At 35.5% G+C, this 13,247-nt stretch carries 15 protein-coding genes; all 15 read right to left on the reverse strand.

Annotated elements, in window-relative coordinates:
- Positions 1 to 59: 59 nt before the first annotated feature.
- Positions 60 to 1,223, reverse strand: a complete 1,164-nt coding sequence (gene dsrB, locus BLP60_RS04625) for a dissimilatory-type sulfite reductase subunit beta (protein ID WP_092064177.1) — start codon at positions 1,221 to 1,223, stop codon at positions 60 to 62.
- Between the two features lie 55 nt (positions 1,224 to 1,278).
- Positions 1,279 to 2,601 (reverse strand): dissimilatory-type sulfite reductase subunit alpha, encoded by a 1,323-nt coding sequence (gene dsrA / locus BLP60_RS04630; RefSeq protein ID WP_092064180.1) that lies wholly within the window; start codon positions 2,599 to 2,601, stop codon positions 1,279 to 1,281.
- Between the two features lie 149 nt (positions 2,602 to 2,750).
- A complete protein-coding gene (locus tag BLP60_RS04635) occupies positions 2,751 to 3,371 on the reverse strand; it encodes a tetratricopeptide repeat protein (protein WP_092064183.1) in 621 nt (206 codons plus the stop codon).
- An 18-nt stretch (positions 3,372 to 3,389) separates the two neighbouring features.
- A complete protein-coding gene (locus tag BLP60_RS04640) occupies positions 3,390 to 3,761 on the reverse strand; it encodes a hypothetical protein (protein WP_092064186.1) in 372 nt (123 codons plus the stop codon).
- The gene (locus BLP60_RS04645; protein ID WP_200779106.1) at positions 3,758 to 4,474 is read right to left on the reverse strand and encodes a CxxCxxCC domain-containing protein; all 717 of its coding nucleotides are present in this window, start codon (positions 4,472 to 4,474) and stop codon (positions 3,758 to 3,760) included. The genes BLP60_RS04640 and BLP60_RS04645 overlap by 4 nt, the downstream gene beginning before the upstream one ends.
- A 93-nt stretch (positions 4,475 to 4,567) precedes the next feature.
- Positions 4,568 to 4,756, reverse strand: coding sequence for a ferredoxin (locus BLP60_RS04650; RefSeq protein ID WP_092064189.1), 189 nt, complete (start codon positions 4,754 to 4,756; stop codon positions 4,568 to 4,570).
- 84 nt (positions 4,757 to 4,840) lie between these two features.
- The gene (gene dsrP / locus BLP60_RS04655) at positions 4,841 to 5,998 is read right to left on the reverse strand and encodes a sulfate reduction electron transfer complex DsrMKJOP subunit DsrP (protein ID WP_092064192.1); all 1,158 of its coding nucleotides are present in this window, start codon (positions 5,996 to 5,998) and stop codon (positions 4,841 to 4,843) included.
- A gap of 13 nt (positions 5,999 to 6,011) precedes the next feature.
- Positions 6,012 to 6,758 (reverse strand): sulfate reduction electron transfer complex DsrMKJOP subunit DsrO, encoded by a 747-nt coding sequence (gene dsrO, locus BLP60_RS04660; RefSeq protein WP_092064194.1) that lies wholly within the window; start codon positions 6,756 to 6,758, stop codon positions 6,012 to 6,014.
- Positions 6,758 to 7,138 carry a sulfate reduction electron transfer complex DsrMKJOP subunit DsrJ gene (gene dsrJ / locus BLP60_RS04665; RefSeq protein WP_092064197.1) on the reverse strand — a complete coding sequence of 127 codons (381 nt, stop codon included), beginning with the start codon at positions 7,136 to 7,138 and terminating at the stop codon, positions 6,758 to 6,760. Before dsrJ ends, dsrO begins: the two co-directional genes overlap by 1 nt.
- 3 nt (positions 7,139 to 7,141) lie before the next feature.
- A complete protein-coding gene (dsrK, locus tag BLP60_RS04670) occupies positions 7,142 to 8,758 on the reverse strand; it encodes a sulfate reduction electron transfer complex DsrMKJOP subunit DsrK (RefSeq protein ID WP_092064200.1) in 1,617 nt (538 codons plus the stop codon).
- Between the two features lie 5 nt (positions 8,759 to 8,763).
- The gene (gene dsrM / locus BLP60_RS04675) at positions 8,764 to 9,786 is read right to left on the reverse strand and encodes a sulfate reduction electron transfer complex DsrMKJOP subunit DsrM (protein ID WP_092064203.1); all 1,023 of its coding nucleotides are present in this window, start codon (positions 9,784 to 9,786) and stop codon (positions 8,764 to 8,766) included.
- 31 nt (positions 9,787 to 9,817) lie between these two features.
- A complete protein-coding gene (locus tag BLP60_RS04680; protein ID WP_092064206.1) occupies positions 9,818 to 10,333 on the reverse strand; it encodes an RsbRD N-terminal domain-containing protein in 516 nt (171 codons plus the stop codon).
- Between the two features lie 211 nt (positions 10,334 to 10,544).
- Positions 10,545 to 11,885, reverse strand: coding sequence for a trypsin-like peptidase domain-containing protein (locus BLP60_RS04685; RefSeq protein ID WP_092064209.1), 1,341 nt, complete (start codon positions 11,883 to 11,885; stop codon positions 10,545 to 10,547).
- 30 nt (positions 11,886 to 11,915) lie between these two features.
- Positions 11,916 to 12,770 (reverse strand): zinc metalloprotease HtpX, encoded by an 855-nt coding sequence (gene htpX, locus BLP60_RS04690; RefSeq protein WP_092064586.1) that lies wholly within the window; start codon positions 12,768 to 12,770, stop codon positions 11,916 to 11,918.
- An 11-nt stretch (positions 12,771 to 12,781) separates the two neighbouring features.
- The gene (locus BLP60_RS04695) at positions 12,782 to 13,225 is read right to left on the reverse strand and encodes an Hsp20/alpha crystallin family protein (RefSeq protein ID WP_092064212.1); all 444 of its coding nucleotides are present in this window, start codon (positions 13,223 to 13,225) and stop codon (positions 12,782 to 12,784) included.
- Positions 13,226 to 13,247: the final 22 nt, after the last annotated feature.

The raw sequence follows: 13,247 nt of genomic DNA on the forward strand, positions 1-13,247 counted from the left end.
CTTTTTAAGGTTTTAGGCGCCCCCAAATTGAGAGCGCCTATAATAAAACTCTACTAACTCTAGAACTTAAACTGAGTTGTATGTCTCCAAGTATAGTAAGCAGGATCACGGAAATCATCAATAAGATGATGGGAGAATTCTAATTCACAAAGTTCAAAGAATCTTTCCCAACCAATTCTCTCTGCCCAATCACCAAAACGTTCATATTTTCTAGCATGTTTAGCATAAGTATCAACTAATTTACGCATAGTTTGAGCAAGTTGAGGCCAACGAGGAGTCTCGTTTGGAATAAAAGCAACAATAACTTTAGAGAACTTTGGTGGGGTAATGCAGTTAGAAAGCTTACCACCTGCCATAATAACAATACCATCACCTTCCTTATCTGCCAAAGGCAAGCAAGGACACATAGTATAACAGTTACCACAGAACATACATCTTTCTTGTTTAATAGCAACAGTCTTTACTTCTTTTTCCTCACCGCTTTCAGTAGTAATCTTTGTTTTAGTTGGACGAATAGCACCTGTAGGACAAGCAGCTACTGCCAAAGGAATCTCACAAAGATTATCTAACCACTCATGGTCAATTATAGGTGGTTTTCTGTGATAACCTAAAATAGCAATATCTGAACAGTGTACAGCACCACACATATTCAAACAACATGCCATAGAAATACGCAACTGTGCAGGAAGTCTCATTTTCTGAAAATCTTCAAATAATTCATCCATCACAACTTTCACTGTACCAGAAGCATCAGTTGCAGGGGTATGACAATGTACCCATCCCTGGGTATGTACAATATTGGTAATACCAGCACCAGTACCACCAACAGGGAACTTATAACTACCACCAGGATGTTTACGAGAATTCAAATCTTCTTTTAATTTTCTAGCTTTATCCAAGCTATCTACCATAAATTCAACATTATTTCTGGTAGTAAAACGTACATAACCACCACAATATTCATCAGCAATCTCGCAGATCTCTTTGATGGTTTCAGTACTTAAAAGACGAGGAGAACCGCAACGTACAGTATAAACCTCATCACCACTTTCAGCCTTATGCATTAAAATGCCTGGCTCTATGATCTCATGCCACAACCATTTGCCTTTATTTTTCTTAATAATTGGAGGCAGAAATTCAGCATAATGTCTTGGACCAATATCAGTAATTCTGCCTTCCATTGGCTTATCAGGATTATAATATCCAGAAGGAACAAAGGTCATTTTAAACCTCCTCTTAATTTCTCTAGTTAATTAACTTGCCTTTAAAAACAATCTATTATCTTGGATGGAGTTTTCTATATTCATTAATATCACGTTGCCATCCACCAGGAACTTCTTCCTCTTTCCAGAAAATATAAGGATTATGTCTTGGCTCTTGAACATGTTGAGGAACTGGTTTAATTCCTGTTACCTCTAGGAGCTTTTGTAAGCCTTGTCTCTTCATTAATTCACCAAGACGCTCACGGTTTTTACCTTCTTCCATCCACCAATCCCAAATATTCTCAATAATCTCTTTAATTTCATCATAAGGAGGCTCTGCCTTAATAAATGGAACCAACAAAGAACCCATTTGAGCACCATCCAAAATAGGAGCTTTTGCGCCACAGAAAATAGAAAGACCTCTATCATCTCCAATGCGCAATGCTCTAGGCATAACCCTAATACAATGCATACATCTTACACATTCTTTATTGTTGATGACAAGCTTGCCATCTTCTAAACTCATACATTGGGAAGGACAAAGATCTATTACTTCCTTCTGAATATCAAAAGGAGTATCATCTTCATGAGCACCAGCATTTGGCTTTAACTCTCCACCAATGTAGGCAGCAACTGCTTCTTGATCAATCTTAATATCATCTCTCCAAGTACCAATAAAAGACATATCAGAACGAGCAATAGAAGCAACACAACCCATAGGACAACCATCAAATTTAAACTTAAACTTATATGGGAAAGCTGGCCTATGGAGCTCGTCTTGATATTCCATTGTTAATTGATAACATAACTCCTGAGTATCATAACAAGCCCATTCACAACGAGACTCACCCAAACAACAAGCAGGAGTTCTCAAGTTAGAACCAGATCCACCCAAATCTTGCTCAAACTCATGAGTTAATGTCCCAAAAATCTCTTCCAACTGCTCAGTTCTTGTTCCCAAGAAAACAATATCACCAGTAGAACCATGCATGTTAGTAAGGCCAGAACCTCTAAAATCCCACAAATCACAAAGTTTTCTTAAATACTCTGTAGTGTAGTATTTACCTGCTGGTTGGTTAACACGAATGGTATGGAAATGGGCAACCCCAGGGAACTTTTCAGGTTGGTCACAATAACGTCCAATAACACCACCACCATAACCGAAAACACCTACGATTCCGCCGTGTTTCCAGTGGGTAGTGCCATCATTATAAGACATTTCCAATACACCCAACAAATCATCACACACATCCACAGGGATCTGATAGGGCTTCCCTGCCTTTTCCATTGCTTCGGCATTTTTATGCCTGAACTCGGATTGTCTCTTAATTTCAGAGACAAAACTTGGCCATGGACCGCTCTCAAGCTGATCCAACAATGGGGTTTCATGTTTAGGCATTTCAATCCTCCTTAAAATAGTGGTTAATACCTTTTTAACTCCACCTATTACCTTAATAAAATCACCCTTCCTTTAGGTGAATTTATTAATCTACATTAACTTTGTGATTTTTCCCACAATAGCTATTTTTTGTCAACCCAAAAAAGAAGCTAGACTTGATTATTTAAGGCCTTTTCTAACTCCTCTAAAACCTCTGGAGCCACCTCATATCCTGTTTCCTGAGCCTTTTCAAAATACTCTTTTGCTTTATGATATTCTTTTAACTCCATATAAGCAAGTCCTAAGTTATTATAGGCTGGACCAAACATAGGCTGTAATTCTATTGCCTTAGTAGCATTTTCAATACATCTTTCATAGTCACCATCCATAAGATAAGCACTAGACAATGTAGTATATGCCTGAACAAATTTAGGATCTAAAGATATTGCTCTTTTTAATATTCTTATAGCTTTATTTATTTCACCTTGTTGCAAATAAACAAAACCCATATTTCCATAAGGAACTGCAAATCTAGGACGAATTTCACTTGCTTTTTTATTATACATATAACAACTATCAAGATCTCCTTCGTGCATTGCAATACCACCCAATTGGACATAAGCTTCTGCCATCTCTGAGCTACACATAATAGCATCCTTAAAGGCATCTTTTGCTCTTTCAAAATCTCTCTTGGTTAAATAAGCAACTCCCAAATTATAATGATGTATAGCACAATCTGGACTCTGAACTATTTTTGCCTTTAAATCAGAAATATATTCTTCTATGTTCACCTTATTCTCCTTTTTTTATTAAAATTCATCCTCATCAATAGAATGACCTTCTTTCTCTAAAAGACGATGGTACCAAACAGCAAAAAAATACATCCCTTTAACCTTATCATCTCTATTTACTAAGCCCTTACACATTTCTAATACACCTTGTTTAAAGGCATTACTTTTCTCTCCAGCATTCATCTCAGAAATAAATTCCTTAAACAATTGACCAGAAGTTCGTTTAGTAACATCTGTTTTTTCTTTTCTAGGATCATTAGGTTCTTGAAAAGGATCCCATTTATCATATCCTATTCTATCTATAAATCTTTTTCTTCGAGGAGATAAAGATTCATAGATAGCTCGCTTTTGCTGTTCTTGTTCTGAATTAAGAACTAGCTTTCCACTCATTTATCTTCTCCCAATACCCAAGCATTTGGCCTTACTTTATTTTGCTCTGTCTTATTATCTAATTTTTTCTTAATAATACCTAAGTAGTTTGCATCATATTCTGTTAATAAGGCCATAGATACAGGGACCAAGACAGTATGTAAAGCTGTATATTTTGTATTCAAATTTTGTACTATTTCTTGACTTAATAGGAATAGACTCTGATAAATTTTTTCCATATATACCGTAGGGTACTTTTCTCCTCCTTTAAAGCCAGATAAAGAACAACAATGTGCTTTTCCATATATATTTAAGGGAATACCATAAACTCTACATGTTGCTGGTCGATAAGGATATAATTCACATTGCTTATCCTCATTTAAAAGAGGACACTTTACTTTGTGTTTTCCAATTTCTGCAAAAATTTCCTCTTCAGAAGCACCTTTCTGTTGCATTTTAAATGCTAATCTTTTAATTTTATATATTTTTCTATCCGCTTTATCAGCATCAATCAAAATTCTATTTCTTTTTTTCTCTGTTAATTGCTTAAAATGATGATTAAGATATAAAGCTTCTATTAAATGCAAATCAAACAAAGCATAACAACAATCACAACACCCTGTGGCACACTTTACTTCTTTTGGATATTTTTCTTTAACTTGAGCAAAAACTTTATCTAGCCCCCTTAATATTTCTTCATATCGCTCAAAATAAGGGGTAAAATCAAAATCCATATTTATACTCCATTGATATCATTAAACTTTTTTAATAGAAAAAAAAGAAAAGGGGCCAAGAGAACATGGCCCCTTTTTTACAAAATATAACTATTAGACTTCTTCAACTGTAATAGCACTCTGTTCACATACTTCAACACAAGATTCACAGCCAAGACACTCTTCTTCATTAACTGGAGTGGCTTTTCCGTCCTGAAGTTCATAAACTTCTACAGGACATACATCTACGCATTCGCCACAACCAATGCACTTATCAGTGTCTACAGTTACTTTCCAAGCCATTTTAAAACCTCCACTTAAATTTTATTTAGTTAAAATAAACCTTTTTAGCTTTACGCAATAAAGCCAGCTTATGTCAATAAAAACTTATCCTTCAACTTCCTTTTTTACCCCAATAGCTACTTTATAAAGAATAGTTAAAATCAAAAAGCCTGCACAATATACACCAAAAGTAACCAAAAGCTCCAATTTAGTGGGCGCATATTCCACTATCTCTTCTAAAGGATTTGGAGTAAATCCACCTGCAATCATTCCAAGGCCCTTATCTATCCAACAACCTAAAAATACTAACAAACAAGCTATTGCCAGAACATTATCTGATTGTCTATTTTGAGGAAAAAGAAGAATAAAAAACGCACCCAGACCTGCTAACATAGCTACCCACATCCAAGCTACATATGTAGAATGCCCATCTAAACCTACAAATAAGTATTTTAAGTGAATCATATGCCCAGGAATATTACTATAAAAAGCTGTAAATACTTCTAAAGCTACAAAAAACAAGTTTATTATTGTCGCATAAGTAACTATTTTAGCTAAGCTTTGGATTGCTTCTTTTCCTGGATCCCATTTAGTAAAAATCTTCACAATATAACAAAGCAAAATAAGAAAAGCAGGCCCTGACGCAAATGCAGAAGCCAAAAATCTAGGAGCTAAAATAGCAGTTAACCAAAAATGTCTTCCTGGTAAGCCACAATATAAAAACGCGGTTACTGTATGAATACTAACAGCCCAAGGAATGGAGATATAAATAAAAGGTTTAATCCATTTTGGGGGTTCAACTCCTTTATGCTCGGCCTGTAAAGTTACCCAACCAATTAAAATGTTTAAAAATAAATACCCGTTTAAAACAATCATATCCCAAAATAAAATAGAGCCAGGAGTAGGATGAAGCAAAACATTTAACATTCGTTGAGGTTGACCTAAGTCAACAACAATAAAAAGCAAACACATAGAAACAGCTGCAACTGCCAAAAATTCACCTAAAATTAATACCCTGGCAAAAGGTTGATAATGATGTAAATACTTTGGAATAACCATCATAACTGCAGATGCAGCCACACCAACCAAAAATGTAAATTGAGCAATATAAAAACCCCAAGAGACATCTCTGCTCATTCCTGTTATGCTAAGACCTTCTCTCATTTGAAAGGTGTAGGCAAAAAAGCCTATAGCCACCCCTGCTAAAAGAAGGCCAATCCAACCCCAATAAAGTTTACTTCCTTTAATTGCTTTATCTAACATGACCTTTCACCTCTCATATTAAGTAGTACACACAAGGGAGTGTTCCTAATTCTGGTTTACGTGTAATAGCATACCTTTCAGCCAACACCTTTCTTACTTCTGAATGAGGGTCATTTAAATCTCCAAAATAAATAACCCCTTCTGCAGCCTCTACACAATAAGGCTTTTTCCCTTCATCTAACCTTTCATAACAGAATAAACACTTTTCCACTACACCTTTTGTTCTAGTTGGAAAATTAATATTCTCCTCTTTCAAAAACTTACGCGGATCATAGAAATTAAAACTTCTAGAACCATAAGGACATGCAGCCATACAATACCTACACCCTATACAACGGTGAAAATCCATCATCACTATGCCATCTTCTCTCTTAAAAGTAGCTTTAGTAGGACAGACTCTCACACAAGGCGGGTTGTCACAATGGTTACATAAAGCTAAGGATTTTTTCTCTGGATACTCACTTAAGTGTACCTTATCCCCCATCTGACCAGGAAATAAATGATGAAAGGTTTCTATCCAAATCCACTTAATCTCTTTTTTGTTTGGAATATGGGGAATATTGTGAGCCTTATTACAGGCATTGATACACTTTTCCATTACTTCTTCAGTAAGTTTTTTAGTATCAATTGCCATAGCCCACCGTTTTCCCTTACCATGGGCTCCTCCATGCTCTGTTGCTCTAAGCAAGCTTGGACACAAACTCCAGCCCAAGGTGGCTAACCCAATTGTCCTTAGAAATTGTCTTCTGTTGCTTTTCATTATTTCTCCCCCTTTGGTGCCACATGGCAGTCCCAACAATAGGGAGACACTGCCAAAGATGTATGACATTGATCACAAAACTTCTCTTTACTTTCATGACACTTCATACAGGTTTTACTTAAACTAATATGAATCTCTTTACCTGTTAAGCGACTCTTATATTTTGTAATATGTTCACGTACATACATATCTCGCCATTCATTTAATAATTGCATATGATCAGCTCGCATGAATTCCACACTTTCCACACAAGCCTTACTTTTGGGCTGCTCTAATTTTGGCCTTTGATAGGCTGCACTTCCAATATTATACCAAAAAGGAAACGTAAATAATGCCACGAAAATGGCTAATCCAGCTAGAATTTTTCCTCCATCATACATTTGTTAACCCTCCTTACCTGGTAAGGGTTCTCCCCTCAAATCTGTCTCTCGTTCTTTTTCCCCTGGCAAAATAAGGGCATTGCCCACCAATTCATGAACTCCTGTAACATCTACCTCAGGTACCCAATACTCCATTAGTGGAGGCAAGGCAGCCCTATCAATTGCACAAATACAAGCAAGCATGTTAACCCCATGCTTTTCATGAACATGCTTAACAGCATTTGCCCTTGGAAGACCACCTAAAAATCTAAGCTCTTCTATTTCACCAGCATTTAAACCAGCACCACTACCGCAACAAAAAGTCTGTTCCCGAATAGTATTTTCAGGCATCTCATAAAAATGGTTACAAACATTTTTAATCACATAACGAGGCTCTTCTAACAATCCCATACCTCTGGAGGGATTACAAGAATCATGGAAAGTTACTTTTATATGGTCATTTCTACTTTTATCCAATTTTAACTTTCCATGTTTTATTAAGTCTGCTGTAAACTCAGTTATATGAACCATTTTTGTAGATTTAGCATTTTCAAACTTAGTGCCAGTAATCGGATTTACAGGTTCCTCTAGAAAATCAGCTGGACCATTCATTGTATCCATATATTGATGGATAACACGCCACATATGTCCACATTCGCCACCTAAAATCCACTTTACACCAAGTCTTTTGGCTTCCAGATACATTTTAGCATTAAGCCTTTTCATCATTTCATGAGAAGTAAAAAAGCCAAAATTACCACCTTCAGAAGCATAAGTACTCCAAGTAACTTCTAAACCATATTCTTCTTTTAAATAATGAAACAACATTAAATAACCCATACAAGTATATGTGCCTGGGTCTGCAAAAACATCTCCTGAAGGAGTTATAAATAAAATATCTGCTCCCTTTTTATTAAATTCAGGTTCAGGACGAATTCCTGTAATATCCTCAATATCATCACAGAAAAACTCTAACATCTCTTTAAAGGCATGAGGTTGGATGCCAAGATGGTTACCAGTTCTGTAACAGTTGGCTACAGGAGTAGCGATCCAGTCAGTATTAAGTCCAAGCAAATTGGTGAGCTCTCTGCCTATAATTGTAATTTCTGCCTGGTCTATACCATAAGGACAGAAAAGAGAGCACCTTCTACACTCTGTGCATTGATAAAAATAATACCACCACTCTTTAATAACTTCTTCTGTTAGCTTTCTTGCCCCTGCAAAACGACCTAATATTTTACCTGCTGTTGTAAATTCACCTCTATAAATGGAGCGCAAAAGTTCAGCCCTTAAAACAGGCATATTCTTAGGATCACCTGTGCCAATAAAAAAATGACACTTGTCAGCACACGCTCCACAACGAACACAAATGTCCATAAAAATTTTAAAAGTTCTGAACTTATCTAACCTATCCTTCATGCCCTGGCGAATAATTTCCATCCAATTTTCTGGCAGCTTCCAATCATCATCCAGAGGACTCCATTTGCGGGCATGAGGCATGCCAACATACTCAAGGCTTTTAGGGTTAGCAGGATAACAATAACGACCTTGTTTGATTTCCACAGGAATGTCCATCCATTCTCTCTTGGGCATCCTGTGAGAAATCTGGGAAAATAATTTTCTTGCATTTGGTAGAGCCATAGGTACTACTCCTTACTTTCAGCTGGCTGTTGTTCTAAAGGTTTTTCTACAGGTAACCCAGCCTCAACCATTTTTTCTCTAAATTCATCTTCATAAGCTTCATAAGTATGAACCTTAACAGGATAATTCCAAGGATTAATATGCCTTTTCATCCTGTTATTATTAGCTAAATTTCGTGTGGGGCTTAAGAAAACTCCACCCATATGCATAAGTTTACTTAAAGGAAAATATACAAGCAATACTGAAACCAAAAACACGTGAATATAAAAAATTGCACTTACACCTTCAGGAATAGTTGGCTTTAAAGTAACCAACCCCATTGTAAGTTGCTTAATACCAATCACATCAGTTTTTACAAAATAGCGCATTAAAATACCTGATATTACAATCCCAAAAATTAAGAACAAAGGAAAATAATCTGCTGGTAAGGAAATATAGCGAATTTTAGGCACCACTAGTCTTCTTAATAAAAGATACCCTAAAGCAACCAAAATAACTACATCTGTCATATAAATGTGAGGAGCTCCAATTTGAAGCATCCCGTCAACCTTATCTAGAGCCTGAAAAATAAAAGGAACAGGCTCAGTAAAGAACCTCATATGACGAACAAAAATAGTTAAAAATGAATAATGAAACATCAAAGCAAACAACCACAACCATTTAGAAGATGCATAGGCAAGTTTTGGACCATCGTAGAGCTCAACTTTAGTATTACGAAAAAGAGATCTAAAAGTGACCACTTCAAAAAACATACGTAAAATAACGCCCCACGTGGTAGAAGGGTTGTCAATTTTATTTTGCTTTATCCAGGGCAAAGAAAATTCCTGACCCGCTGTTGTAGGAATTCTAAAAGGAACAGGAGACTTGCCCCATTTAACAACCCTCAACACAAAACCTACAATAAAAAAGAGCACGGCCACATAGGGTATAACCACCCCAAATAAATAATGGAGGCCCAATGCTCCTGCCCCTAATAGGGCAATTAACACCAATCCAAAGACCAAGAAGAGTGAATAAATCGCTTTCATCTACCAATACCCCTCTTTAAGTTTTATTTTTTTACAACTCCCCTACCTCTTTTATAAGTCCAGCTCTTTCCAAGAGCCTATGCACCCTCGAATTCATATAATTAGCCTTTTGACTCCATACTTTTTCTCTACACTGCATATAAAGATCAAAAGCTAACCCAACCAATTCATCTGTCTTTTGCACAAACTGGTTGTATTCCTCATAAAGATTTTGCTTCTTTATATCTTTTTTAAGAATATCCCAAACCACTCTTTTTAAAGAAAACACAAAATTAAGAGCTAAAGACGGGGAAAACTCTTGCAAAGAACGAATACGTACAATTCCATCTACCCAATCCAAAAGTTCTTTGGAACTTTTTTCTTTTAAAAGTTCATCAAAAATTCTTTCTAGATTTAAACGAAAGGTATTGCCTACAGGATTGGTAAATTTATTTAGATTAGATTTGAAAAATTGCGCAGATTCAGGTGGATAGCTAGAAAGCAAATCTTCGAACCAATGATTTAAAATCGTTTTTTTCTTTTCTTTAAGTAAAGAATAAAATTTCATAAAAGTTACTATCTCCTTTCATTCATACCGATTGAAAGGCTTATTAAACTAGCCTGGGTTTATCGTCAAGATAATTTGGGAAAATATTAACAAGAGAAAGCCGCAGCTTTAGACTACTTTAACTTTAAAATAATTAAGAAAGTAAAAAAATTTTAAAATCAAGTCATTTTCTTAAAAAAGTAACAACTAGCCACTCTTCTATATGAAACATTTAGATTCTTAAGTGTACATAATATCCCTGTCCATCCCTAACTACTAAAAATAAAACTCTATTTTTTAATCTCAGCCTGCTAAAAAGCATTGCCATTTGTTTTACGCTATTTACCGCTATTCCTCCAACCTTTATAATTAAATCCCCGGGATGAAGTCCTAAAAGAAAGGCAGGAGTACGAGAGTAAACTTTTGTAACCACGACACCTTTTTTCCCTCTTCTATCTTTAACTTCTATTCCCCATCTTTTTCTCATTAACTCTAAACACGTAGAGGAAGTAAGAGGGCTTAAAAAAAGTTTTTGTTTTATTATTTTTCTCTTATGCCAAATCCATAACCTAATCTCGTCTTTAGAGGTAAAATTTTTTAATAAATCAATATACTCATCTTTATCGCCTATCTCGTAGTTATTAATTCTAACTAATACATCTCCAGGTTTTAAGCCAATTTTAAAACCAGGTGTATTTGGAAAAATTTCTGTAACCAAAACACCTTTAGCTTGCTTTAGCCCCAAATAAGAGGCAATCTCGGGGGTAACATCTTGAGCCATTATGCCCAGCCAAACAGGTTGAACATATCCTCTTACTACTAAATCTTTTTGCACATTTTTAGCCTTGTCTATCGGAATGGCAAAGCCTATTCCTTGGGCCTCCTTATAAATAGCTGTATTAATACCTATTACCTCTCCTAAAATATTTACTAACGGCCCTCCACTATTACCTGGATTAATAGCTGCATCTGTTTGAATAAAGTCTGTAAATAATCCCTGAGATGTTTTAATTGTCCTTTTTAAAGCAGAAACAACCCCTGTGGTTACAGTATGACCAAAACCATAAGGATTCCCAATAGCAATAACTGTCTCTCCTATCATCAAGTCTTTAGAAGTACCAAGCCTAGCTACAGGCAACTTGCCCTTACCCTGAATTTTTAAAATAGCTAGATCAAAATCTGGATCAGAACCAACAAGTTCTGCCTTATATTCTCGACCATCTAATAATTTTACTGTTATCTGATAAGCTCCTTCTATAACATGAGCATTAGTTAAAACATAACGGCTTACGTGGTCGATAATAAATCCTGAGCCTAAACTTTTTTGAACAAATTTTTGTTTAAAATCTGGAGGGAAAAAATCATCAAAAAAAGAAAATCCAAAAATAGAAGAAAATGGATTTATTTCTTGCTCTATTATTTTTTGTGTATAAATATTTACTACACTAGGAGAAACATGTTCAACTGCTCTTACTATAAGATTTTTTCTTAATTCAATGCCTGGTTGAGCAAAAACACAAACATCTAAAAAGGCAAAAAATATCCCTATTAAAATCCCTATCTTTTTTAGCATATCCTACCTCTATAAAAAATTCATACTAACTTAAAAACTATACCTCATCTCTCTAAGCCTTCTTATTCTTTCTTGAATTGGAGGATGGGTACTAAATAAAGCCATTAAACTTTCTCCACGAAGAGGATTTACAATAAACATATGGGCTGTGGCTGGGCTAACTTGTGCAGCACCCATATGACGAGAATAGGCGTCTAATTTTTCTAAAGCTGAGGCCAAATATTCAGGATTTCCACACAAAGCAGCTCCTGTTTCATCTGCAAGATATTCTCTTGAACGAGAAATTGCCAATTGAATCAACATAGCAGCTATAGGAGCTACTATTGCCATCACTAAGGCTAATAGTGGATTTCCTCCATCTTCCTCATCACTTCTTCCAAAACCAAAAATAACTGCCCATCTTACCATACTAGCAACAAACATAATTACACCTGCCAAAGTAGCGGCAATTGTCTGAATTAAAATATCTCGATTTTTTATATGACCAATTTCATGGGCTAAAACACCTTTTAACTCTTCTTGAGATAAAATTTTTAAAATACCTTCTGTTACAGCAACTACCCCAGTATTTGGATTTCTGCCCGTAGCAAAGGCATTGGGAACATCCTGAGGTAAAATATAAATCTTTGGTTTTGGAATACCTGCTTTTCTCGCTAATTCTTCTACTATTTGATGTAAAAAAGGAGCCTCTTGTTCGCTCACTTCTCTTGCCTGATACATTGCCAACACAATCTTATCACTAAACCAATAACTACCGATATTCATCATAAGAGCTAAAATAAAAGCTATAATCAATCCTTGCTCTCCACCTAATGCTCTTCCAAAAAACAAAATAATAGCAGTTAAAAAAGCAAGAAATATAAAAGTCTTAATTTGATTACTAATCATAGATGCTATTATCCCTCCTCTATATTAATTTTGATATTCTTAGATATATGTTTCTTTTTCAAAAGACTAATTACTAAAATACCTTTTTGAAGTTTAGCGCTAATTTCTCTCGTATCTACATATTCTGGAACAATAAATTTTCTAGCAAAAGGCCCATAGGAACGCTCTAAAAGATGATATTCACTGCCACATACATCTTTTTCCAACCTACGTTCACCATAAATACGTAACTCTCTTCCCTTTATCTCTACCTCAATTTTTTCTTCCGCAATGCCAGGAAGCTCTATTTCTAAAACAAAAAATTCTTCTGTTTCATAAATATCTGTCTTGGGTTTCCACAAGGCACATTCGCTTTTCTCTTCTCCTTTACTTTCCACTTCATCCATCAACCGTAAAATTTCATCCCGCATATTTTGAATCTCTAGCCATGGATTTAAAACTAACTTAGCCATTTTTAAACTCCCTAACTTTATT

This window comes from Desulfonauticus submarinus (assembly GCF_900104045.1).
GTDB lineage: Bacteria > Desulfobacterota > Desulfovibrionia > Desulfovibrionales > Desulfonatronovibrionaceae > Desulfonauticus > Desulfonauticus submarinus.